The 23,971-nt window shown below is 66.1% G+C and carries 22 protein-coding genes; 5 read left to right on the forward strand and 17 right to left on the reverse strand.

What is annotated here, in order from left to right:
• Positions 1-9: 9 nt before the first annotated feature.
• The gene (ligA, locus tag ACQP1T_RS15990; RefSeq protein WP_433761093.1) at positions 10-2,025 is read right to left on the reverse strand and encodes an NAD-dependent DNA ligase LigA; all 2,016 of its coding nucleotides are present in this window, start codon (positions 2,023-2,025) and stop codon (positions 10-12) included.
• Positions 2,026-2,233: 208 nt separating this feature from the next.
• On the opposite strand from ligA, the gene ACQP1T_RS15995 reads away from it, so the two are divergent.
• Positions 2,234-3,379, forward strand: a complete 1,146-nt coding sequence (locus tag ACQP1T_RS15995; protein ID WP_433761095.1) for an acyl-CoA dehydrogenase family protein — start codon at positions 2,234-2,236, stop codon at positions 3,377-3,379.
• Positions 3,380-3,398: 19 nt separating this feature from the next.
• On the forward strand, positions 3,399-4,034 hold the full coding sequence (locus ACQP1T_RS16000; protein ID WP_433762223.1) for a TetR/AcrR family transcriptional regulator: 636 nt from the start codon (positions 3,399-3,401) through the stop codon (positions 4,032-4,034).
• Between the two features lie 13 nt (positions 4,035-4,047).
• Here the strand turns inward: ACQP1T_RS16000 and ACQP1T_RS16005 are convergent, their stop codons facing one another.
• Complete coding sequence (locus ACQP1T_RS16005) at positions 4,048-4,416, reverse strand: hypothetical protein (RefSeq protein WP_433761096.1); 369 nt, start codon at positions 4,414-4,416, stop codon at positions 4,048-4,050.
• A gap of 313 nt (positions 4,417-4,729) precedes the next feature.
• Between ACQP1T_RS16005 and ACQP1T_RS16010 the strand changes: the two genes are divergently transcribed.
• Positions 4,730-5,488 (forward strand): DUF4190 domain-containing protein, encoded by a 759-nt coding sequence (locus ACQP1T_RS16010; protein ID WP_433761098.1) that lies wholly within the window; start codon positions 4,730-4,732, stop codon positions 5,486-5,488.
• Positions 5,489-5,517: 29 nt separating this feature from the next.
• Here the strand turns inward: ACQP1T_RS16010 and ligD are convergent, their stop codons facing one another.
• The 6 genes from ligD to ACQP1T_RS16040 form a co-directional block, all read right to left on the reverse strand.
• Positions 5,518-6,528: a non-homologous end-joining DNA ligase gene (gene ligD, locus ACQP1T_RS16015; RefSeq protein ID WP_433762224.1), complete on the reverse strand. Its 1,011-nt coding sequence runs from the start codon at positions 6,526-6,528 to the stop codon at positions 5,518-5,520.
• Entirely contained in the window at positions 6,528-7,613 is a 1,086-nt protein-coding gene (locus ACQP1T_RS16020) for an ATP-dependent DNA ligase (RefSeq protein WP_433761099.1), read from the reverse strand. Before ACQP1T_RS16020 ends, ligD begins: the two co-directional genes overlap by 1 nt.
• 195 nt (positions 7,614-7,808) lie before the next feature.
• Positions 7,809-8,207, reverse strand: coding sequence for a cold-shock protein (locus ACQP1T_RS16025; protein ID WP_062989623.1), 399 nt, complete (start codon positions 8,205-8,207; stop codon positions 7,809-7,811).
• 31 nt (positions 8,208-8,238) lie between these two features.
• Positions 8,239-9,339: an SPFH domain-containing protein gene (locus ACQP1T_RS16030; protein ID WP_433761102.1), complete on the reverse strand. Its 1,101-nt coding sequence runs from the start codon at positions 9,337-9,339 to the stop codon at positions 8,239-8,241.
• Between the two features lie 37 nt (positions 9,340-9,376).
• Positions 9,377-9,610 (reverse strand): hypothetical protein, encoded by a 234-nt coding sequence (locus tag ACQP1T_RS16035; RefSeq protein ID WP_040690061.1) that lies wholly within the window; start codon positions 9,608-9,610, stop codon positions 9,377-9,379.
• Positions 9,611-9,677: 67 nt separating this feature from the next.
• Complete coding sequence (locus ACQP1T_RS16040; RefSeq protein WP_433761103.1) at positions 9,678-10,598, reverse strand: hypothetical protein; 921 nt, start codon at positions 10,596-10,598, stop codon at positions 9,678-9,680.
• Between the two features lie 143 nt (positions 10,599-10,741).
• Here ACQP1T_RS16040 and ACQP1T_RS16045 point away from each other — a divergent pair, with 143 nt between their 5' ends.
• A complete protein-coding gene (locus ACQP1T_RS16045) occupies positions 10,742-13,678 on the forward strand; it encodes a tetratricopeptide repeat protein (RefSeq protein WP_433761105.1) in 2,937 nt (978 codons plus the stop codon).
• Positions 13,679-13,742: 64 nt separating this feature from the next.
• Positions 13,743-14,858, forward strand: a complete 1,116-nt coding sequence (locus tag ACQP1T_RS16050) for a BTAD domain-containing putative transcriptional regulator (protein WP_433761107.1) — start codon at positions 13,743-13,745, stop codon at positions 14,856-14,858.
• Positions 14,859-14,941: 83 nt separating this feature from the next.
• On the opposite strand, the gene ACQP1T_RS16055 is transcribed toward ACQP1T_RS16050, so the two are convergent.
• The 9 genes from ACQP1T_RS16055 to ACQP1T_RS16095 form a co-directional block, all read right to left on the reverse strand.
• A complete protein-coding gene (locus ACQP1T_RS16055; RefSeq protein WP_433761110.1) occupies positions 14,942-15,568 on the reverse strand; it encodes a TetR/AcrR family transcriptional regulator in 627 nt (208 codons plus the stop codon).
• A gap of 65 nt (positions 15,569-15,633) precedes the next feature.
• Positions 15,634-16,953 (reverse strand): pyridoxal-phosphate dependent enzyme, encoded by a 1,320-nt coding sequence (locus ACQP1T_RS16060; RefSeq protein WP_433761112.1) that lies wholly within the window; start codon positions 16,951-16,953, stop codon positions 15,634-15,636.
• Complete coding sequence (locus ACQP1T_RS16065) at positions 16,953-18,551, reverse strand: decarboxylase (protein ID WP_433761113.1); 1,599 nt, start codon at positions 18,549-18,551, stop codon at positions 16,953-16,955. The genes ACQP1T_RS16060 and ACQP1T_RS16065 overlap by 1 nt, the downstream gene beginning before the upstream one ends.
• Entirely contained in the window at positions 18,548-19,840 is a 1,293-nt protein-coding gene (locus tag ACQP1T_RS16070) for a heavy-metal-associated domain-containing protein (protein WP_433761114.1), read from the reverse strand. Before ACQP1T_RS16070 ends, ACQP1T_RS16065 begins: the two co-directional genes overlap by 4 nt.
• Complete coding sequence (locus tag ACQP1T_RS16075) at positions 19,837-21,045, reverse strand: aminotransferase class V-fold PLP-dependent enzyme (protein WP_433761116.1); 1,209 nt, start codon at positions 21,043-21,045, stop codon at positions 19,837-19,839. The genes ACQP1T_RS16070 and ACQP1T_RS16075 overlap by 4 nt, the downstream gene beginning before the upstream one ends.
• Positions 21,046-21,262: 217 nt before the next feature.
• Positions 21,263-21,697: a CBS domain-containing protein gene (locus ACQP1T_RS16080; protein WP_433761118.1), complete on the reverse strand. Its 435-nt coding sequence runs from the start codon at positions 21,695-21,697 to the stop codon at positions 21,263-21,265.
• Between the two features lie 84 nt (positions 21,698-21,781).
• Positions 21,782-23,041, reverse strand: coding sequence for a PucR family transcriptional regulator (locus tag ACQP1T_RS16085; RefSeq protein WP_433761120.1), 1,260 nt, complete (start codon positions 23,039-23,041; stop codon positions 21,782-21,784).
• Between the two features lie 267 nt (positions 23,042-23,308).
• Complete coding sequence (locus tag ACQP1T_RS16090) at positions 23,309-23,503, reverse strand: hypothetical protein (protein WP_433761122.1); 195 nt, start codon at positions 23,501-23,503, stop codon at positions 23,309-23,311.
• A 192-nt stretch (positions 23,504-23,695) separates the two neighbouring features.
• On the reverse strand, positions 23,696-23,932 hold the full coding sequence (locus ACQP1T_RS16095; RefSeq protein WP_063040235.1) for a hypothetical protein: 237 nt from the start codon (positions 23,930-23,932) through the stop codon (positions 23,696-23,698).
• Positions 23,933-23,971 lie beyond the last annotated feature (39 nt).

Here is a 23,971-nt window from a genome sequence, read left to right on the forward strand (position 1 = left end):
TGCTGCGGTCTAGATGACTTTGGCGGCGATCAGCAGGCTCCAGATCTCGCCTTGGTCGACGACCTCGACGCCGAGCTTCTCGGCCTTGGTCAACTTGCTCTCGCCGACGCCCGCGCCGGTGATGAGCAGATCGGTGTTCGCCGAGACCGAGGACGCGGCGGTCGCGCCCGCCTTCTCGCACAGGCGTTGGAATGTCGGGCGGGCGATTTTCTCGCCGGAGCGTGGGTCGCTGATCGCGCCGGTGATCACTACCGTCTTGCCCGCCAGGGGTGCGCCTGCCGCGACGACCGGGGGGAGGTCTTCCTCGCGCACGTCGAGGCTTACGCCTGCGGCTCGTAGCCGCTCGAGTTCCGGACGCAGGCGAGCCAGGTGCGCGACCAGGGAGGAGGCGACCTTCGGCCCGATGTCCTCGACCGCCACGAGCCGTTCCTCGCCCGCGTCGGCGACCTCCTCGAGGGAGCCGAATCCCGCCCGGGCCAGGCGAGCGGCGGTGCCGTCGGAGGCCATCGGGATCGCCAGGCCGATCAGCGCGCGGCGCAGGCCGATGTGACGACTCGCATCGATCGAGTCGATCATGCGCGCAGCCGAGACCTCGCCGATGCGGTCGAACTCGAGCAGGCGCTCCTTGGTCAGCGTGTAGAAGTCCGAGGGGCGCTCCAGAATGCCCGCCTCGGCCAAGCGTTCGATCCACACCTGCCCGATGGCGTCGATGTCGGCCGCCGCTCGCGACGCCCAGTGGATGAGCCTGCGCACCGTTTGCGCGGGGCAGGAGATGTTGGTGCAGAACAGCTCCCGGCTGTTGCCTTGCTCGGTCACCGGCTGCTCGCACGATGGGCAGGTGGTGGGCGGCACGATCTCGCGCTCCTCGCCCGTGCGTTTGGAGGCGTCGAGCACGCCCGCGACGAACGGGATCACGTCGCCCGCGCGCCGCACGAGGACGGTGTCACCGATCTTGATATCGCGGGCGCGAATCACCTCTTGGTTGGCCAGGGTCGCCTTCGTGACCGTCGTGCCGCCCACGAACACCGGTTCCAGCCATGCGACCGGGACGATCTTGCCGGTCTTGCCGACGTCCCAGATCACCTCGGCCAGCAAGGTGGTCTTCTCCTCGGCGGCGAACTTGAACGCCAGCGCGCCGCGCGGGGAGTTCGATCGAGTCCCGGCCGCGGCGTAGGCATCGCGGTCGGCCAGCCGCAGCACCGCGCCGTCCAGGTCGTAGTCGAGCTCGTTGCGGCCTTGCTCGATCGCTTTGATCGCCGCCTGCGCCTGTTCGGCGTCGGCGCACAGCCGCATCTGCGCACCACTGACCCCCAGTGCCGCCAGCCCCTCCTCGAGGTCGACCGCGGCGCCGCCGTCAGAGGTGTCCAGGTCGAAGCCGAAGAACCGCAGACGGCGTTCGGCGACCGTGGCCGGGTCCTTCGCGCGCAGCGTCCCCGCCGCGGCGTTGCGCGGATTGATCAGCGGCTTGTCCGGATGCGCCGTGTTGTAGGCGAGGAAGGTCGACCTGAGCATCACCGCCTCGCCACGCACCTCCACCCGCCCCGGGACCTCGATCCGCTCAGGGACACCATCGACCAACGCCCGGACCAGCATCGTCACGTCGTCACCGGTGGTGCCATCACCCCGGGTCACGGCACGCACCAGCCGCCCGTCCTCGAAGACCAGGGCCAGGGACAAGCCGTCCAGCTTCGGCATGACCACCACCGGCTGGCCGGGGAATCGGTCGAAGAACGCTGTGACCTGCTCAGGCTTGGTGGCCTTCTCCAGTGACAGCATCGGACGCGAGTGCCGGATCGGGGCGTGCAGCACCGCAGGCGCGCCGACCTGCTCCAGCGGATTCGGGTCCGGCGCGAGGTCGGGATGCGCCTGGATCAGGCCGCGCAGCTCGTCCTCGATCGCGTCGTACTCGGCGTCCGCGACTAACGGCGAGCCCTGGTAGTAGGCGTCGCGCAGCGCCACAATGCGGTCCGCGAGCTCTCGGATATGTTGCCCTGTTTCCACGGTGGTGACGCTACCGATGCCCACCGACGTCGAACGCAAACATGACTGTCGAGGTTCGGTCTGATCATCAATGGCGATTTCGTCCGTCCACTGAGCAAGGGCTCCAGATCTCCCCCATAACCTGCCTCGACCCGCCGTGCGCCCGCTTTGTTGACATCATGCCAATAGTGCGCCAATCTGATGACGAGACGCGGGTGCGACAGGCCCGCGCGATGAGCAAAGGATTTCTGCGATGGCACGCGCGGCATGGAGCGACGACGAGGTCGAGGCGGTCCGGGAACTGGCGAGAAATTTCTTCGAAAAGGAGGTTGTCCCGCACGAGGAGCGGTTCGTCGCACAGGGACATCCGGACCGCGCCCTGTACAACCGGGCCGGTGAACTCGGCCTCCTATGCACTGCGATCCCGACCGAATACGGCGGCGGAGGCGGCACTTTCGCACACGAGGCCGCCATCATCGAGGAACAGGCCTTCGCCGGTGACGGCTCGATGGGAATGGCCGTGCACACCTCGATCATCGCGCCCTATATCCACCACTTCGGCACCGAAGACCTCAAGCGGCGGGTGCTGCCCAAGGCCGCGACCGGCGAGATGGTGCTCTCCATCGGCATGACCGAACCGGGCACCGGCTCGGATCTGCAGAACATCAAGACTCGCGCGGTCCGCGAGGGCGACGAGTACGTCATCACCGGCTCGAAGATCTTCATTACCAACGGCTGGCTATGCGACGGCATTCTCATCGCCGCCAAGACCGATCCGACCAAGGGCGCGGCGGGCGTTTCACTGATCTTCGCCGAGGTCGGCGACGACACTCCTGGCTTCAAGCGCGGCCGCATCCTGAACAAGATCGGCGGCAAGGCCCAGGACACCGCGGAGCTGTTCTTCGACGGACTGCGGGTGCCCGCCTCGAATCTGCTCGGCGAGGCCGAGGGCCAGGGCTTCTATCAGATGATGCAGCTGCTGGCCCAGGAGCGCCTGGTCACCGGCATCATCGCGGTCGCCATGATGGAGAAGGCGGTGCAGTTGACCGTGGACTACACCAAGGGGCGCGAGGCCTTCGGCAAGCCGCTGTTCGCGATGCAGAACACCAAATTCGAAATGGCCGAATGCGCGACCATCGCCAAGGTGAGCCGGGTCTTCCTCGACGACTGCATCGGCAAACATCTGCGCGGTGAACTCGATATTCCCACGGCTGCGATGTCGAAGTACTGGCTTACCGACCAACTCGGTATTGTGGTCGATCGCTGCCTGCAACTGTTCGGCGGCTACGGCTACATGACGGAGTATCCGATTTCCCAGCTCTACACCGGTGCCCGCGTGCTGCGCATCCTCGCGGGCACCAACGAGGTAATGAAGGATCTCATTGCCAGGTCACTCTGAGGTCACCGCCACCGATCGCGTGCGGGGCGCTCGAACCAACACCGAGGCGCCGCCGCGCAGGCGCAGGCTGGAACCGGACGAGCGACGCGCACAGATCCTGGAATGCGCGATCGACATGTTCGGCGAGCGGCCCTACGCGGCGGTCTCCACCGCGGAACTCGCGCAGCGCGCCGGGGTCGCGCGCGGGCTGATCAACCACTACTTCGGCAATAAGCGCGACCTGTATCTCGCGGTCGTGCGCCGGATGGTCACCCTGCCGCGCCTGCACGATATGGTCGCGCCGACGGGCACCGATCGCGAACGTGTCGATGCGAGTGTGCACTGGCTGCTCGACGTGATCTCCGAACACGGCAGCACCTGGGTCAAGGTGACCAGCCACGAGGGCGTCGGCGACGATCCGGAGGTGCAGCACATTCTGGATCAGGCCGATGACGCGGCCGCCGAGCGGATGCTGCTGATGGTCGGGCGCGCGGATTCGGCGCATAGTGCGCAACTGCGTGCCATGGTCCGCGCATTCGGTGGTCTGGTGAAGGTCGCGGGCCGGGAGTGGATCACCCGCGGCACTCTCACTCGCGAGCAGGTGCACGTGCTGCTGGCCGACATGCTGATGACGTTGGTGACCGAGACCATGCCGACGGTGGATCCGGGACACTGACGCCGCGGCGTGGCTATTTCGGCAATTCCGAACGGCTTTCACCCGGTCCGCGTCTGCGTTCGGTGGCGCTGTAGCGGACGGGTCGCACATGGCCGGGCGCGTGCCCGGTGCGGCCGTACTTCAGCTCGATCACTTCCTCGCGGCGATGCTCGATCAGCAGGGCACCGATTCCGGTGATCCACAATGCGGCCGTCACTATCGCGCCGATCTGGGTCCAGCCGATGAAGCCGTAACCGGCCGCGGTGAGCGTGCACGCCATGGCGACGACGCCGAGCAGGCACAGAATGATGCCGGGGACGTTGTAGTCGTCACCGAGCAGGTCGCCCGCGTGGGAATGCCACGGGCGGGATTGCTGTCCTGTCGGACCGGACTCGCCGCGCATGGATCCCTCCTTGTGCCGAAGTCACCGCATGGGTCGGTCCCGGGACCAGCATGTACCCACCGGGCGCACCGCGCGAGTGGTGTTTGCCGGTTTGTTACTCCTGCGCTCGAACCGCACCGGGCCGAAACCGATCGCCGCGATGTCGAGTAGACGCGAGTTGACATGGCGGCTTTCGCGATTACGGTTTGATGACGATCGATCGGCCGTTTCGGATGATGTTGCGGCCGTCGGCCCCTATCCTTTGTCGGTATCGGGGCGGGTCCGGGCAGTTCGAGGTTCCTGCGCGGTTTGGTGGTGTGGAAGAGGGACCTGAATGGCACGGACGGACAACCGTGAGCGCGAGCGCTGGCCGGAGGCGCAACCGGAGGAGTACGAGGCGGAGACGGGAGCGATCGGCCGGTGGCCGGATACCGATCCCAACGACCGCTGGCCGGAGGTGGAGCCGCCGACCCGGCGGGCGACCCGGGCCGGTCGACTACGGGTCGAGGTTCCGCCCATCGTCAATCCGTATGCGATCGTCGCCCTGGTGGCCGCGCTGCTCGGCCTCTTCCCGGTCGCGATCGTCTTCGGGTTCATCGCCTTCAGCCATCCGCGCGGTAAGACCATGGCGGTGTGCGCGCTGCTGCTCGGCGTGATCGAGGTGGTCGGCATCGCCGGATATGTCGTGCTGTCCGGCAGCAATTTCTCCGACGCGCTGTCCGGGGCGCACCGGAGCCCAGCGGTATCGAGTGTCGCGCTGCCGTCGACCATCGCCCAGTCCGCCGTCGTGCAGCCCTCGGTGGCACCGACCGTCACGCCTCCGGCCACCTCGGCCGCCACCTCGACGAGCCAGGTGGCCCCGAAGAAGGGCACGGTGTGCACCGAGCCGGGCCGCATCGGTACCGGGGCGGACGGCACCACCCTGCTGTGCCTGGCCAGCGGCGGTGTCTATCAGTGGAACGGTCCGTACACCGTCGGTGGCACCGTCGCGGAGCCCGGCACCAAATGCGACGGTTCGACCAAGAGCGCCCGCACCGCGGACGGGCGCGCGGTCACGTGTGAGAGCAAGGTGTGGGTGCTGTGGACCGAATAGCGGCTGGAAACGCAGTAACCCTCCGGTAGCTAGCCGTCTGTTTCCGGCTTCTTCGCGCGGCTCGGTTGTACCCGGGGCGGCTCGTTCGGCATCTTGGGATATTGCGGTGGCCACGGTGCGTCCATGAGTCCGGATGCCATATCGCGCTCGGACATCTTCAGCAGTGGCTCGATGGATTGGGCCGGTCGGTCCGCCCACGGGTCACCGGATTCGGCCAGCCGCGCGGGGACGGTCGCAATGGTCAATTCCTCGGGGACGACGGTATCCAGATCCGACCACGCGATCGGCGTGGAGACCTGCGCGCCGACCTTCGGTCGCACGCACCACGCGCCGAAAACCGTTTTGTGCGGGGCATTCTGGTTGAAGTCGACGAAGACGCGGTTGCCGCGCTCCTCCTTCCACCACTGCGCGGTGATCTCTTCCGGATGCCGCCGCTCCAGCTCCCGAGCCAGCGCGACCGCCGCCGCGCGAACCTGATAGCCGTCCCATTTCGGTTCCAGCGCAACGTAAATGTGCAATCCGCGCGAGCCGGAGGTCTTGATGCGGGAGTCGATGCCGAGCTCGGTGAACAGCTCGCGGGTGAGTACGGCCGCGTGTTTGAGATCGTCGAAGGTGATGCCGGGGGAGGGATCCAGGTCGATGCGCAGCTCATCGGCGATATTCAGATCGTCGACGTGATTGGGCCAGACGTGGAAACCGAGGCAGCCCTGATTCACCGCCCACAGAATGTGCGCGAGATCGTGGGCGACCAGGGCATCGCTGGTGGTGCCGTTGGGCGTGGCGACCTCGACGGTGTGCAGCCAGTCCGGCGCGGATTTCGGCACCCGCTTCTGGAACCACGACTTACCGGACGCCCCATCGGGATACCGCTCCAGCAGCAGCGGCCGATCACGCACCACCTGCAGGAACGGTTCGGCCACGGCCTGGTAGTAGCGCACCAGATCGAGTTTCGTCTCACCGCGTTTGGTGAAGTAGACCTTGTTCGGATTGCTGATGGCGACAGTTCTGCCGTCGACATCGATATCGACCGACTCGCCCATCATTCCCCCCGGGCTTCGGTGAAGATGGCGCTCAATTCGGCCGGCGCGACCTCGTCGAGCTGGGCGTAGGTGCACGATTCCGGTGTGCGATCGGACCGGAAGCGAACCAGTCTGCCGCCGTGCCGCAATCGGCCCGACTGCACATGTTCGTAGCGGACCTCGGCGACCAACTCCGGACGCAGTGCCTCCCAGGACAGATCCTTACCGCCGGTCCACCGGCTCACCCCGCCCGGCATCTTGCCATCGGCCTTCGCCTGGGCCGCCGCATCGGCCCATTCCCGCCACGGGTGGTTGGCCAATGCGTTGTCCCGCAACGGTTTCAGCTCATCCACCAGCGACTTGCGTTTGGCCGCGGTGAAACTGCTCGCCACCCCGACATGGTGCATATTGCCCTCCTCGTCGAAGAGTCCGAGCAACAGGGAACCAACGCCCTCGCCATCCTTGTGCCAGCGGAAACCGGCCACCACACAGTCCGCGGTGCGCTCATGTTTGACCTTGAGCATCACCCGCTTGTCCTGCAGATACGCCAGCTCATTGGACTTGACCATGACGCCGTCGAAGCCCGCACCCTCGAAGCGGGTGAACCAGTCCTCGGCGACGGCGGGATCCTGGGTGATCGGGGTCAGGTGCACCCGGGCGAGTTCGGTATCGAGGATGGTCTCCAGCAATCGTCGGCGCTCGGCGAACGGTTCGCCGGTCAGATCCTTGTCGCCGAGGGCGAGCAGATCGAAGGCGACGAAGCTGGCGGGCGTTTCCTCGGCCAGTTTGTTGACCCGCGAGGCCGCCGGATGCAACCGGTTCTGCAGGGTGTCGAAATCGAGTCCCTCATCGGTGACCACCACGATTTCACCGTCCACCACGCATTTATCCGGCAGCGCCGCTTTCAGCAGTTCGGCGACCTCGGGAAAATAGCGGGTGAGGGGGCGGTCGTTGCGGGAACCGAGTTCCACTTCGTCGCCGTCGCGGAACACCACGCAGCGAAAGCCGTCCCATTTCGGTTCATAACTCAGGCCCGGCTCGTGCGGCACCGAGGGCGCCGTTTTCGCCAGCATCGGCCTGACGGGCGGCATCACGGGTAAGTCCACACCATCCTCCTCGGGTCCGTTCTCTCACCCATATCGACGTCGCAGTCGACGCAGATTCATCGGTGCGGCCGGGGGCTGTGGCTTGATCGTAGAACGCCGGTCCGACAAGGTTGCGAACCTCGCTTGGACCGCCCGAAGTGCTTTTTTGTGGCACCTGGTCTGGCGCCTGAGGCTCGGGGAGGCGGGGGAGCCCGGCTATTCCAGCCAGCCGTGCTGATCGGCGAAGGCGGTGAGGCGGTCGCGGATGGTGAGGATCTCACCGGCGGTGAGGGCGGGGCTTGCGTCCAGTAGTAGCTCGGTGATCAGGCGTTTGTGTTCGGTGGCGGTCAGCTGGCCGGAACCGGATCTATCTTTCTTGTGCCGAGGAGCGGGTGGTAGTGGTTGTCCGCCGACCACGGCGAGGTTGACTGCCTTCGGACCACGATCACCCTCGGTCACATCGAATTCGAACACCCGGCCCTGGCGCAGTTCGTCCTCGTCCAGTCCGATGTCGTTCACATGAACGAACACATCCGGGCCACCATCGTCGGGCCGAATGAACCCGAATCCCCGCGAACTGTCGAACGACACCAATTTCCCGATGGACACCAACACCCGCTCCTCGCGCCGTCGCTACTCGGCCACTTTAGCCCGCATTTTCCCCGTCGTTGGATGAAAGCGCCTTTTGTAACGAGTTGAATACAGTGAGGCCCTGACCGACCATTCCGTTGACCAATTCGCCGACACCGTCGGGGCCGTTGAGCACCGTCAGATTGGCGTTGGCCAGGCCGTTGGAGGCCTGCTTGACGATCTCCGGCAGCTGCTCGATCAGCAACTGATCCAAGGCGATCCGGTTGTTCGAGGCCGCCGCCTCGGCCTGGATCCGGGTTCGATCGGCCTCGGCCACGGCGAGGATGCGCACCCGTTCCGCTTCGGCCAGAGCAGGTTTCACGACTTCGGCCTGCAGCTGCTGCTCACGCAACTCGGCCTCTTTGCGTGCCTGTTCGGCCTGCGCGGTGAGCACCTCCTGCATCGCCTTGGCCTCGGCCAGCGGACCGGCCTGCGCCGCTTCGGCATTGGCCTTGTCGATATCTTGCTGATACTGCGCCTGAAGGATGGCGGTCTCGCGCTGATATTCGGCTCGGCGGCGCAGCGATTCCTGTTCGGCCTCGGCCGCGTGCTGGGCGGCCTGTGATTGCGCGATCTGCGCATCGCGCTGCACCGCCGCGTTGTGCGGTGCGGCCAGGGCGGTGATGTAGCCCAGATTGCCGTCATCGATGGATTGGATTTGGAACGAATCCACCCACAGGCCGATATTGCTCATCTCCACCTTGGAGGCCACCAGCACCTCGTCGGCCAGCCGCTGGCGTTCCCGGATGATCTCCTCGACCGTCATCGAGCCGACGATCGAGCGCAGGTGTCCGGAGAAGATGCGCCCGGTCAGCACCGACATCTCCCGCTCCTGTTCGGACAGAAAGCGTTGGGCCGCATTGACGATCGACTGGGTGTCGTTGGCGACCTTGAACGCGATCACCGCGCGCACCTCGAGCTGGATGGCCTGCTTGGTGACGCAGCGCTCCTTGATCTCGGCCTCGAACATCGCCAGCGACAGATAGCTGACCTTGCGGAAGAACGGCATCACCCATTTGCCGCGCCCGATGACGACGCCGAAGGGTGCGTTGTCCTTGCTCTTACCGCCGCTGACCAGCATCGCCTCGTCAGGATCCGGAACGTGATAACCCAGCACTGTGCCTCCCTAGCAGTTCATTACTTCGGTCGCGGTGTCAGATGTCGTCGACCGGGACGGGTTCCAGCGGAATCCACGGCACCACATCGACGATGCGGCCCGGCTGTACCGCGATGATCAGGACGGTCTCACCGGCCGAGATCGGCTCGGCCGCCCGCGCGATATATATCTCCGTGCCCCCACGAATCGCAACCAATACTTCGCCGAGCATTCCGGGGCCCCGGATCGGCGAGGTGAGCGTACCCGTCAAACCTTGCACGGGGTCGGTCATCGCGATGAACTCCTCGCACTCGGTGCCAGAGTTGTCAGCGTACGCGCGATTTCGCCAATGGCTCCGGTTACGAGAGGGACTCGGCGATGATGCGGCCGACCGATTTCTTGGTGAGATAGTGCGCGGCATCGTGCGGACTGGAACCATTGTCGAGTTCGGGGTGGGTTGTCGGCACTACCTCGCGTCCGGGTGCTGGCGGGAAATACGGTGCCAGATCCAGATGCGCCGCGACGATATCGTCGCGATCGGCCAAATTCTCCCAACGGGTGAGCGCGGCGGGCACCGTGGGCGGTTGCGGGCGCAACAGCGGATAGATGATGGACTGCAGCGCCAGCGGCGAACCCAGCGTGACCAGCGCCGCGGGCTGCTGGGTCCGGTGCAGTGCCTCGTAGGCGACCACCGAGCCGAGCGAATGCCCGATGACGAGCCGGGTCTCCGGACCGATCAGGTCGAGCACCTGTTGCTGCGCATATGCACGCACCTCCTCCTCGGCCAGGTATCTGCTGACCTGGGCCAGTGACCGGTTGACGAACTTGCCCGCCATCCCGAAACCGAAGGGCGCGAACCACTTCAGCTTGGTCAGCGCGTTCGCGGCGGGTCTGGCCTTGCGGCCGAAACCCTGTGCGCCTTCGGTGCCGAGCGCGGAATTGTCCAGGTAGCGTTGCGCTTCCAGCCGATCGCGCTGGTCGGCCGCCTGCTGGGCGGCCGTGGCCAGCCACGCCTGCGCGATCCGCTCGGTGAGTTCGTCGTCCTCGAGACCGACCGGACCACCGCCTCCTTGCGCACCAGGATCGAGAAAGGCGTTGCCGTAGAACGCCATTCGCGTCTCGAGCAGACCGGGCCGCTGGCCGCGCCACAGTTGATCGGCGAGTTCGCCGTATCCGGCCGTGCGAACCCCGGCCGCCAGCGCCGGAAGCCACTGCGCTTCCAGCGGATCCGCACCGTATTGCTCCTGTGCGATCCCGTGCACCAACACGATCGCCGCCATCAGCCGCCCCCGTTGTCGCTTGCCCCGATGTGTGTTCGGGTACCTTCCTACCACGCACGGCTGACCCTTTCGAGCGACTGCGTGCAGTCGCTAGTGGTGCCGAGGTCGTCGGGGAGTCGATGGTGGGAAATGGTGGTGCTGATATGGGAGGAAGGCTCGCCTTGGTGGTCGGGTCCGAGTGTGCGGCGCTCGGGGAACTGGGGTTTACGGATGAATTGGCCGCGGGTCTATACGGAACTTTGACCGAATCCGGCGGCTGGCGGGCGGCGACCGAGATACCGGGTCCGGTGCTGAATCCGACGGTGGCACAGCTGGTTACGGCGGTGGACGAGGCGTTCGAGGCGGCCGCGCGGGAGCAGGCGACTTTGCTGATCGGGTTCGTCGGGCACGGCACCGCGACCAGCGCGGAGGACTTCTTTCTGCTCGGCCACGATTCACCGCCAGTGCCGAACTCGCATACCGCCTTCCATCTGACACAGGAGATTCGGGAGCGGTTGAACCGATCGGCGCTGGACGGGCTGGTGGTACTGGTCGACGCGTGTGAGACCGAGCAGGGCGTTCTCGGCGCGGCCCGTCGCTGGACCGACCTGTTGTCGCGGGCCGCGGGCCGGATGGAGTTGCTGGTCGCCGCCGGTGACGGGCCCGCGTATGCCGGATGCTTCACCCGAACGCTGCTGTCCACCTTCGCCGCCGGACTGCCCGCGCGCGGGGAGAATCTGCTGCCGTCGGATCTGGTCGATCCGATCGCCGCCGCGTGCACCCGGCAACAGCCGGAACATCTGTCGTTCACCTCGGGCACGGTATCCGCGGCCGAGGGAGGTGACCCCGGCCTCTGGCTGGTGCCGAATATCGCCCGTCGCCGCGATGCCGTAACCGGCCGTCCGGCAGCGGGTTTCGTCGATCAACTCACCCGTCGACTGTTACTGACTCCAGCCGTGCGCGAAACCCTCGACGATATCGTCGGATCCGGCAGCTACCGGTTGCGCGGGGTAATCGGACCGCCCGGCGTCGGCAAATCGACACTGCTGGCAATGCTCATTCGGCCGAGCCTGGTCGATACCCTGCCGGTGGCGCCCGAGTACATCACGGCCGCAGTATTTTTGACCGTCAGCAGTTCCATCGAGGCGGTCGCCGCGGAACTGTCCGCGCAATTGAGCACCCGGCTGCCCGGCTTCCGTGCCGCGGTCGCTGCGGCGCGGAGCCTGGCCCGGCACAGCGTCACCGCACCCGATGTCTTCGATGTCGAGGTGCGGCAACCGCTGGCGGACCTGGGCGGATGGGGACGCCGGGTCACCATCGTCGTGGACGGACTGAACGAACCGGAACTGGGCACCCAGCGACTGCTGGTGGCCGCCGTCGCCGAGTTGACCAGGCGACCGGAACTCGCGCATGTCCGGGTGATCGTGGGCATCCGGGAGGGTCTCGGCTTCGAGAACGATCCGGAGCTGGGGCATATGCATCGGATTGTTGTCGCCGAGCCGGTGGCCGAGGATATCGCCGCCATCGTCGAATCGGCCGGATATGAGCGTGCCGCCGTCGACGAGCAGGAATGGGTCGGCTGGATCGATGCGCGGTTGGCCGAAACACCAACGGCGCATGCCGATTCCCCCGCGGCAGCGGCGGGCTGGCTGCTGGCCGGACTGCTGGCCGAGGTCGCCACCGAGGTCACTGATCGGGTGGTGGCCGAGGATATCGGCGTCGACGGTCTGGTGGCCTTGCGGGTAGGCGCGGCCATCCGGGCCGCGGCGGGCGATGGACCGGATATCGCACCGAATGTCGGCGATGCCTGGGGGATCGGCGCGGTGCTCGGTGTGCTCGTCGCGGCGGGTGTCGGTCCGGTGCTGCCGCTCGAGCTGCTCGATGCGGCCATGCGGGAACTCGGGGCAGAGGTGAGCATTGCCGGAATCCGTGATCTCACAGTGGCTTTGGGTGTGCTGGTCACGCGCAGCCGCCCCGGTACGGCCGATGAATCGCTCGGTATCGCCCACGCCGCCCTGATCCCCGGACTGATCGATGAATGCGACCGGCTCGGCGTGCACAGCGAGGATGCGCACCGCGCGGTGATCGCGGCCATCGAGGCGGGCGCCACCGAGCGTGTGGCCGACTACGCCCGTGGTGCGGCGGTGCGCCACTACTTGGCCTACGGTGACGCGGCGGCCGCCTTCGGTTACCTCGAATCGCTGGAAACCACACGCGTGGTGGACAATCGGGACCTGTGGGCGGCCTGGCTGCCGAGTTTCACCGCCGCCATGGGGCCGGACCATCGCGTCACACTGCTGGTGCGCAATCATCTCGCGAATTGCCGCGGCCGCAGCGGCGAAGTCGCCACCGCTATCACCGAATTGGAAGAGCTGGCCCGCGACCAGACGCGCGTACTCGGCGCGGATGATCTCGATACCGTCACCACGCGCTATGACATCGCGGATTGGCGCGGCCATATGGGCCAGCTCGAGCGGACGGTCGCGGACTTCGAACGACTCGTCATCGATCACGCCCGCATCCTCGGCCCTGATCATCCGTGGACGTTGCGCGCGCGAAACAGCCTGGCCTACTGGCGCAGTGAACGCGGCAGTCTGCGGCGCGCGGTCATCGAATTCGAACAGCTGATCGCCGACCAGGAGCGCATCCTCGGCCCGGTCGACCCGCAAACCCTGCGGACCCGACTGCATCTAGCGCGCTCCCGCGCCATGGCGGGCGAGTTGACCCGCGCCTTCGCCGAATTCGAACTGCTGCTCGTCGACCAGGTCCGCATCCTCGGACCGGATGATGCCCAGACCCTGCGCACCCGCATCAGCATGGCGCGCTGGCGCAGGGAGAGCGGCGAAACAGCCAGCGCTATCAGCGAATACGCGTCCCTGCTGACCGATCAGTTGCGCATTCTCGGGCCGGACCATCCCGACACCCTGCACACCCGCAATTGCCTGGCGGGCTGCTACGGCGAGGCGGGTGACGTCGGCGCCGCTATCGCCGAATTCGAGCCACTGCTCGCCGATCAGATCCGAGTGCTCGGGCCCGACCATCCGCACACTCTGCTCACCCGCAGCAACCTCGAGTATTGGCGCGCGTGGTCCGGTGAGTAGCCGAGGCGGGTTGGGCTAATGTTCTTGCGGGCCAGCGGCTGGCCCAGTCGTGAGGAGTGCGGCGATGGCCGAAATGCGGGCGCAATTCGGTGTGCTCGGGCCGGTGCAGCTGTCGATCGATGGCGTCGCACAGCCGGTCGGCGGGCCGAAGCAGCGCGCGGTGCTGGCGTATCTGGTGATCAATGCCAATCATCCGGTCTCGGTGGACGCACTGGCGCAGGCGGTATGGGAACAGAGTCCGCCTTCGGACGTGCGGGTGAGCCTGCACGCCATCACCTCGAATCTGCGTAAACCGCTGCGCGCCGCCGGACTCGACGCTCGCGGCGTCCTCGCCCAGGTAGGTACCGGTTACCGCATTACGGTGGCCGACGGGGCCAGTGATGTGCAGCGCTTCCGGATACGCAAGGAGGCGGGCCTGCGGGAGCTGGCGGCGGGTCGATTCACGGCGGCCGCCGAAGCGCTGTCGAGCGCGCTGGAGCAGTGGCGCGGCCCGGTGCTGTCGGATCTGCGCGGGCTCGGATTCGCCGACGCCTACGCCGCCGCGCTGGACGATGAACGGCTCGGCGTCATCGAGGCGCGGGCATCCGCTGATATCGCGCGCGGGCGCGCGGACACTGTCGCGACCGAACTCGCCCTGCTCGTCGGTTCGCATCCGCTGCGAGAACCGTTGTGGGAGAAGCTGATCACCGCGCTGTATCTAAGTGGGCGGCAGTCCGACGCGCTCGGCGCGGTCCGGCAGCTACGGACCACACTGGCCGACGAACTCGGTATCGACGCGGGTCCGGCGATCCAGGAGTTGGAGGCTCGGATCCTGCGCCAGGATCCGCTCAGCGTCCGGGCGGTCGCCGATGTGACGATTACCCGAGCGACCACCATCGTCGAGCAGGCCTCGGCCGGGGCGCGGGGCGAATTGCGCGATCGGCGGGGTGAGGTCTACCCGATCACCGGCTCGGTGACGCGGATCGGGCGGCTGCCCGATAACGATATCGTGCTCGAACACGGCAAAGTCAGCCGTCAGCATGCGGTGATCGTAGACAACGGGCTGAGCTTCGTGATCAAGGATCTGTGGTCGTCCAACGGCGTGTACCTCGATGGCGTGCGCATCATCGACAGCGTGACCCTCACCGACGGCGCGGTGATCCGCATCGGTGAATTCGAATTCGTCTTCACGCTGATCTGAGCTCGCCGCATCGCCGACCTCGCAACCGGATCTGAGCCGCGCAACGGTGAATCCCGCTGCGCGCGAGTGGAATGCGGGTCGAATCAGGACTGGTACAGCGAGCGATAGGCGGCCAGCGTCGCCACACAGTGGTCGATCACCTGCTCGCGGGTAGCGCGCAGCGATCCGTTCAACCAGGCCGAGAACATGCCCGCATTACCGCTGGCCATGGTGAGTGCGGCCAGTCTGCGGCGCACCGGATCATCGATATGGGCGAACAGGTGGTCCTGCAGGACCTTGGTGAAGACCGGCATTACCGCGATGGTGGTCTGGCCGAGTCCGGTACTCGAGTAGGGTTCGACCAGGAACAGCCGGGACTTGCGCGGATCGGCGAGCACCTTGTCGACCAGGATCTCCGACAGCACGCGGTCGCGGGAGGGATCGGCGGCGGCGAAGGCCGTCATCGGTTCCAGGAATTCGTCGGCGATCTGCCGGTAGAGTACATCCAGCAGTTCGTCGCGGCTGGCGAAGCTCTCATAGAAATACCGGTCGGTGAGATTGGCGCGCCGACATACCGCGCGCATGGTCACACCACCGGCACCCGATTCCCCGATCAGGTCGAGCGCGGCCTCGAGCAGCGCGGCGCGGCGCGCCTCCCGACGTTCGGTGAGCGTTGTACCGCCCCAGATCCGCGGACCGGCATCGTCAGCTGATTCCTGGCCTTTCTGCACCCGCCCACACTAATGCCTGGCCGCAATGATCGGCTCAGCGCCGGTACCGCATCCGATTCGAGGTTTCAGCCGCCGCGTTCGAGCGCGAATCCGGCGTCCCGCCATGCGACGATTCCGCCGTCGAGGCTGCTGGCGTCGAAACCGTCCTGGCGGGCGATCGCGGCGAAGCGCAGCGATAGCTCGCCGACCGGGCAGACGAAGACCAGGGGGCGCGATCGGGAGAACGGGATGCCGTGGGTGAACATATCGTCGAGTTGGTCGTCGCGGATATTGATCGCGCCCGGCACGTGACCGATGCGGTAGGCCATCGCACCGCGGGTGTCCACGATGGTTGGCCGGGCGGTGCGGTCCAGTTCGGCCAATTCCTGTGGTGACACGGCCGGTGTCGCGGCGAGTTCGGCCGGGGTGGGTGCGCGGCGGCGATCGGCGCGGTCGAAGAGTTCCGGCCTGCGCTTTTTGATGTAGGACAGGTACGGCTCGAGTCGATCGCAGACGATGACGACCGCGACTACCGGTTCATTCGACGAAACCGCCAGCTCGCCAAGGGTTTCCAGCGCGGCGGCATAGCTCGCACCGCTGGTCGGTCCGGCCATGATGCCGTACCCGGTGGCCAGTGCGAGGGTCGCGTCCACCGCGCGGGTGGAATCGATGGTGACGATGCGGTCGTAGCAATCGGGTTGGAACAGCCCGACATCCCACATCTCGCTCTCCGACCGAATACCGGGTATGAAATCCGAGCGATCGGAAACCACGGCGATGCAGCGCAATTCGGGATTGTGTTTGCGCAGGTAAGTGGCCGTGCCGCGGGTGGAGCCGGTAGTGCCGAGCCCACCGATCAGATAGTCGATGCGGGTGATGCCGTCGGCCGCCAGATCCTCGTGGATCTCGCGGCCGGTGCCGTGGTGATGTGCCTCGATGTTCTTCTCGTTGGTGTACTGCGAGGCGTGATAGTAGGCGCCCGGATGCTTGACCATGGTCGCCTCGATCACCGAATACACATCGTTCGGTGTGGTCGGATCCGGACATTCGGACAGGCCGGGCAGCTCCACGATCTCGGTGCCGAAGAGCTGCAGCAGCTCCCGCACCTCGGCGACCTTGATCCGATTGGTCACCGCGCGCAGGTCGATACCGTGTATCGCGCCGAGAATGCGCAGCGCTTTGGCGGTATTGCCGCTGGACGCCTCGATGAGCGTCTGCCCGCCCGCTCGGATCTCGTCCAGATCGTCGCGGATCATGGCCCAGGCAACCCGGTCCTTGACCGAGCCGAAGGGATTGTGCGACTCCAGTTTCGCGTACAGCTCGACATCGGCCAGTCCGTGCACCGCCGGATCCAGCCGCAGCAGCGGCGTATTGCCGATCAGCTCGGTGATGTGGTCGTAGCGCATTACGGCGCCCCGGAGGGTCGGTGCGGCAGCGGCGGGCGACGCGGGGCGCGCGGGGGAGTGCGGCGCGGTGGCGGTAGACCGATGGGTATGAGCGGCTCGTAATCGGTATCGCGGTATATCTGGAAACTGCCCGCGCGGTGCACGACAGCGAATTTCGCGGGTGGTGCGTGCATCGACGCCGAGGCCGCGGACAGATCCATGTGATAGGCGCCGGTATTCGGGAAAACCACCAGGTCGCCCTGGCGCGGGCATTCGGGCAGCCACACCTTGTGATTGGTGATCAGATCGCGCTCCAGGCACAAACGTCCGGCGAAATACACGCCGACCGGCCCCGATTCGAGCACCGGACGCAAAGTCGGCCTGGTGTCGGCGGCTTTGCTCATCGGTGTCACACCATCGCCCGGGGCGGAATCGCGGACAGGAGCGCTGCTCGGCATGTGCGCGACACTCGGCAAGATCACCGGATCGACCATGACCTCCTGATCTGCCGGAGTCACCTGGTCCCGGCTCAGATCCAGATTCACCAGCACCGTGCCATCGGCGAGTTCCTTGACGAACTCCACCCGCGACACGGTCACCCCCGCATGATCGACCAGCGCCTTACCCGGCTCCAACCAGATATCGAGCATATTGTCCCCGGCCACTTGGGCCACGGTGCGGCCACCGTGCCGCTCCAGCGGCGCGCTGAGCAGATCGTCCAGCATCTGTGTCGCGGGCACGGTGTTCGCGTACTTGTGGAAGACCGGAATCCCGTGCACCGCACCGTCATCCACGTGATAGCCGAAGGTATTGTTCGACCAGCTCATCGATTCGCCACGGCCGAGCAGTGATTCGCGCAGTGCCCGCACGTACCCGTCGAAGCGGTCCGCGTCGTCGGTGAACACCTGTCGGAAGCCGCCGCCGATATTCAGTACCGAAGGGCCGAGGCCGCAGTCGTAGGCGCGTTCGACCAGCTCGAGGCAGGCATCGATGGCCCGGACGCGTTCCGCGGCATCACCGGAGTCGATATGAAAGGCGAAGCCGAGGAACGCGATTCGCCGACGGTTGGCCGACAGCAGATCCAGGGCTTGGTCCATATGAGCCAGCGGTACACCGAACCGGCTCACCGCGGTCTCGTCGAAACCGGAAACCCGCAGCAGCACCGGCACTCTCGCGCGGTCACCGGCCAATTCGGTGATCCGCCGCAGCTCCCACAGATTGTCGACATTGATGGTGACGCCGCAATCGATCAGATCACGCAGGAACGCTTCACCTTTCGGCCCGGTCACCTCGATCCGCATCGGATCGAATCCGGCCCCGATGGCACTGGCCAACTCGTGCGCGGAGGCCACATCGATGGCGATACCGGCATGTTCGGCGGTGCGTACGAAGGCGCGCGACTGATTCACCTTGTGCGCATAGCAGATTCGGTAGCGCGCGCCTTTGCCGTCCAGTACGACGCGCAACCTTTTCAAGTTCTCCGCGTAGACCTGCGGAAACACCAGGTGGATCGGTGATCCGAAGCGACTCAGCGTCTCCTCGACGGCATCGCGGGTATCGAGAAAGGCGCGTACCAGCGGATGGATCTTCGCGGGTAGCGCCGGTAGCGGTGCCGTCATACGGTGGTTTCCGTGGGCTGGGACCGGCTGGGCGCCAATGCGGTTCGTGCCGGTTTCTCGGTCACCGGGTTGTAGCCGCCGTCGCGGATCGACTCGAAGGCGCGGGCCCGATTGCGCGGACTGCGGAATTCGGCGACCACTCGTTTACTGGGCAGATCGATCTCGATCACTTTGATGCCCATCGCCTCCAGCACCCCGGTGATCGTGCGGACACAGTGCTGACAGCTCATATCCGGCACATAGAAGATGCGATCCTCGGCGCTGGCGGGCGCGTCGGCGCTCAGTTCATCGAGCTCGGCACTCACCTCGGTGATCCGGATCCGCTCGGCGAGCTCTGCGAAAATTTCCACGAACCTGTCCACCACCAGGGGCAACAGGGTGTAGTGCCCGCCGCCGAGATGATGTGGCATGGCGGCCAGGCATGCGGGTCGGGTATTGGCCGGCAGCAGTGCGTATTGGCGGGAGATGAGATCGAGATCGTCGTGGTATTTGGCGATGGCCGCGTCGATGCTCAGTCCTTCGACGCGGGTCGCTCGCCGCATCACCGTATGCGCGTCCTCGATCGTCGCGTCCTTCATCGCGCGCAGTGTCGCCACCGTATCGGCGGTGTAGCGCACCGTGCCGTCGGGTTGGGCGGCCAGCGTCACCGGGATCATGCCGCGCCGGTAAGTGGAGGCTTGCAGCTCCCAGAACCAGCGGGTGGCCACTGACGAGAAGATGCCGGAATCGTGGATGCCCCTGGCGAATTCGGCCGCACTGCGATATTGCGTCTGCCGCGCGAGCAGTGCGTGCTGGGCCAGTGCGCGCCCGGTGGCCTCGATGCCGACGCGGAAGATTACGATCGGATCGTGATCGGTGGTGGTGCCGTCGAGCACCGCGTGCTCGCGCGGGCCCAAGCCGTCGACCCGTTGTGTCAGTGCGGAATTCGCGGCCAGTGCGTGCCACAGCACCAGCACGGTTTCGCGCATCGCGATGGGCACCAGCGGGCCGAGGCCGTCGGCTCGGAAGTGTCCCGTGTTGGGTACGCCGTCGCTATCGGTCCAGGCGATGCGGTGCGTCGCGCTGGTGACCTGCGCGGGTTGGCACGGGCGCATGAACTGCTGCAGGTACAGCCGCTGCGAATAGGTGAGGTGACTGCCGGGCTCGGGACGCAGTGCGGCACAGGAGTATTCGATACGTCGACTCGACGGGACCGCGAGGGGAGTGGCGAACAATCCGGGTTGGGCCAGGCCAGCCAGCACCCGGGACGCGGCCCGCCGGTCATAGCGCGGGGTGTCGTCCATTCTCATGTGACCTCCTCGGCAATCGTCTTGACGCAGGCCGCGAACCGGTCGATCTCCTCGACGGTGTTGTAGATGTGCGTGCTGACCCGTACCGAGTCCGTGGCGTCGTCGCCAGCCCGGGGTGAGCAATGTAAGCCGGTGCGGACCAGAAAACCCCACTCGCTCAATACGAATCCGAGATCGGTCGCGGAAATGCCCGCGAGCGTGAAGGACACGATGCCGTAGCCGATGTCGCACGGCGCATGTGCCGGGCCCGGTAGGAATTCCAGCCCGGGCACCGGACGCAGATTGTCGATCAGCCGCAGCGTCAGCGCACGATTGTGCGCGGCGATCACACCGAGATCCAGCGATTCCAGCACCTCGAGCGCGCTGCCCAGGGCCAGTATGCCCGGAATGTTCTGGGTGCCGCCCTCGAGCAGTTCCGGCATGCCGGTCGAAGTCAATCCGGCGTCGGTGAGGTCGACCCCGGTATTTCCACCGGGCAGGAACGGCAGTAGCCGATCGTGAATTCTGCGGTGGCAGTAGAGGATTCCGGTACCGGGCGCGCCGAACATCTTGTGCGCGGCGAAGATCGCGAAGTCCGCGCCGAGTTCGGTGACGTCCAGCGGCATATGTCCCCCGCTCTGACTGCAGTCGAAGCACAGCAGAATCCGGGGATCGAGCTTCCCGCGCAATTCCTCGAGCGTGGTGAGCCCGCCGAAGACGTGGTGCAGATGGCTGGTGGTGATCAGCCGGGTACGCGGGCCTATCTTGGCGAGAATGTCGGCGGTATCGGCCTCACCGAGTTCGGTCACCCGGTAGGGGACCAGTTCGATGCGCCGCCCGAAGCGGGCGAGCACTTGGCGCAGGTGGTGCCACGGATGCACATTCGAGGCGTGATCGCGTGGGTTGTAGAGGATTTCGTCGCCGTCATCGAGTTCGGCCAGCCCCCAGGACAGTGCGACGGCATTGAGCGCCGCGGTCGCGCCGGCGGTGAAGACGACCTCCGCGGGCGATTCGGCGCCGATGAAGGCGGCCATGCGATCGCGGACCCGGGCCAGCCGCGTGGTCAGCTCGGTGGCCCACGGATAGGTACCGCGACCGGCGTTGGCGGTGCGCGAGGTGTGATAGCGGTGGATGGTCTCGATGACCGGCAGCGGCTTCTGCGTGGTGGCCGCGCTGTCGAGATAGATCTGCGTGGATTCGGCCAGCGCCGGAAAAAGTTCGCGCACGCTGGCGATGGGCGATGGCGCCGGTATCCGGGTGGTGATCGGTCGGGCTGGGTGCGTTCCGGACGCAGGTGACCGCAACGTACCGCTCCCTCCGAGAACCGCGCTGGACGTCACCAACGATACGCACTTTCCCGGGCGACTTCGAAGATTTCTCGTAGCCAACGTCTTTCGACAAGTCGCAGCTACCGAAGGCCCTGTCGCGGATATCCGCGACAGCTCAGTACTGTCCCTGTACGTACTCGACCAGATGCTGGCGTTCGGTGGCCAGTTCGGAGATCGCGCTCTTGACCACATCGCCGATGCTGACGATGCCGATCAGGTGGCCGTCGCGGACCACGGGCAGGTGTCGGATGCGGTGCTCGGTCATGGTGCCGCGCAATCCGTCGACCCGATCGTCGGGTGCGCAGGTGCGCACATCGACGGTCATGATCTCCGAGACCGGCGTATCGAGCAGCGCGGCGCCGCGCGCGTGCAGACTGCGCACCACATCGCGCTCGGAGACAATGCCGGCGATCCGGTTGCCGTCCGGCGATACCACCACCGCCCCGATATTGTGCTCGGCGAGCGTGCCGAGCAAGGTCCGTACCGTGGTCTCGGGCGCGACGGTAGCCACGTCGCTGCCCTTCGTGTGCAAGATCTCCGCTATTCGCATAATCCACCATCCAGAGGTCGCGGCACTACCAGGATGACGCCTTTGTGATCTCGTGACCAGCACGAATCCGCATCAGGCTGCAATCTACAGCCGTCGGGCCACGCTGCGGTCCAGATCGCGCGCGAGCAGTGCGATAGCGGCCTGGGAGATGCCCGCTGAGGTGGCCAGATCGATCGAGGTCAGCTGAGCGATGCGGCGTAGTCGGTAATCGACCGTATTCGGGTGTACATAGAGCTGGCGCGCGGTCAGCTGGCGATTCATATCGTTGCCCAAGTAGGCGCGCATGGTGTCGAAGAGTTCGGGATGGGCGTCGAGCGGTTGGAGAATGGTCGCGATGCGTCGGGTGGCGGGCCCGCCGCGGGTGAGCTGATACTCCACGGCCAGGTCGGCCATCTGATAGAGGCCCGGATTGCGTCCGCCGACCCGCACCAGATTGAGAAGTTCGTGGGCTTGTTCGGCGGCATCGGGTATCTGATCGGTCTCGCTGGTGACCAGCGTGGCGGTCACCGCGACCTCGGCGGATTCGGCGAGGCGTCGCAGTGTTTCGGCGGTCAGGATCGGTGCATCGTCCTGGATCGGGACCAGTAGCGTGCCGCCCTTGGTGCTCAGCAGCGCGAGCACCCGGGATTCGAAGGCGGTGGCCAGTTCCGATTGCAGCCGGCGCAGCTTCCTGCGGGCCGCCACATGGCCGTCGACCCGCGGATCACGTTCGTCCGGATGTTCGGGAATCGATAGCGCGACCACCTGATACGAGTCGGCGATCGGGATCCCGGCCTGGCGAGCTAGTGCGGAACTACCCCGACCGCTCAGCAGCGCCGAGGCCAGCGTCTGCGTCGCGGTCTGGTGTTCGCGTGCGACGAGATGCTGCTCCTCGACGTAGGCGTCCGAAACCGCTGCGGTTATCGCCTCCAGGAGTTCGAGCATCAGGTCGGTGGCGACCAGCAGTTCGGCGATATCGTCGGCCTTGGCGCGCGCGGTGACCAGTCCGAACGCGATGCGCAGTCCCTCGTGGTAGGCGCGCAGGATGGTGCCGAGCGGCACTGCCTCGCGGGCCCATTGCGCCGCCGCCTCCCTGACCTCGCCGAGCTGTTCATCGCCGGGAACCGCACGCTTGTCGAACATTTCGGCGGCCAGTGCCAGGCAGCTGCGGGTCAGCTTGGTGACATCGCCGCGCAACTGCTCGCCGGGCAGCGTGCGACACGGCGCCATACAGGTCGCGAAGTAACCGACCATGCGCGAGGCGACGCGGTCGGTATTGAGTAGGGGAATCGACGCGGGCTGGCCGCCGATCTCTAGGACAGGGTCCGTCGGGTCGACGGACAGATCCAGCGCGGAGAAGGTCATACGCGTCGCTCCAGTGCCACATCGGACGTGATAGATCTGCGCCCGAATCGTTACATCACTATACGAAAAAGTTATGAACCACGGAAGAGTGCGCGAAATCTATTGCGGCGCGGCAATGTTGTGGCTCGCCCACATGCGGGCCATGTGCCGTGGTGGGAAGCTCCAGCGTCCCGTGCGGGTTTCGAAACTCCGTGACCAGCCGTCTTAACGCCGGCCTCGGGCTCGGCGTTTGCGGGTGGTTCGCCTGCGTCGTCGTGCCCGCGGAATCTAAGCCGCGCCTTGCCGATTCCGCAGCTCTGAATCGGCTACCACTGCGCCGCTACGGATTTCGCGTTCGATCGCAATGGCTGCGTAGTGCTGGCCGCTGGCGCGCAGTTCGGCGATGCGCCGCTCCAATGCTTCGGTGCCATAGGCCGCGGCGATATCGGCGATCCCGAGTCGACCGGCAGCGCGTGGATTCATGCGAATGCCCCCTGTGGCTCTGGCGCCGAGAGGTCCCGATGGCGACAGCGGCACGGGCTCTCGGATGCGAAATTCCCTTGTCGCGCACGAGTTTAGAGTGGCGTGTCGTGCAGATGCAAGTGCATCGGCACGAACAGCGCTGCGTGCGAAGCGATTTGGGAGATGTCCCGGCGGAGCCGTTGGGGTCGAACGTTATTCGTCGTCCAGTCCGGCCGAGAGGTAGGCCGCGGCGGCGAGCCACTGGCGGCACTGCGGGCCGTGCACCTCGTGCAAGTGCAGGATCTCGCGGGCCTGCCGATAGGTGAGGCCGCGCGGTTCGACACCGCAGTCGAGTGGCGCATACTCCGGCGCCGAGCATTGCCGCAGGGTGTCGATCCCGGATCCGCCGGCGATCGTGGCCCCGCGCGGAGTTCGGAATGGCGTACTCATCTCGACCGCCCCTCGCGTCTGCCGGATGGGGAGGTGAAT

The sequence above is a fragment of the Nocardia sp. CA-135398 genome (assembly GCF_050955845.1).
In the GTDB taxonomy this organism is placed as follows: Bacteria; Actinomycetota; Actinomycetes; order Mycobacteriales; family Mycobacteriaceae; genus Nocardia.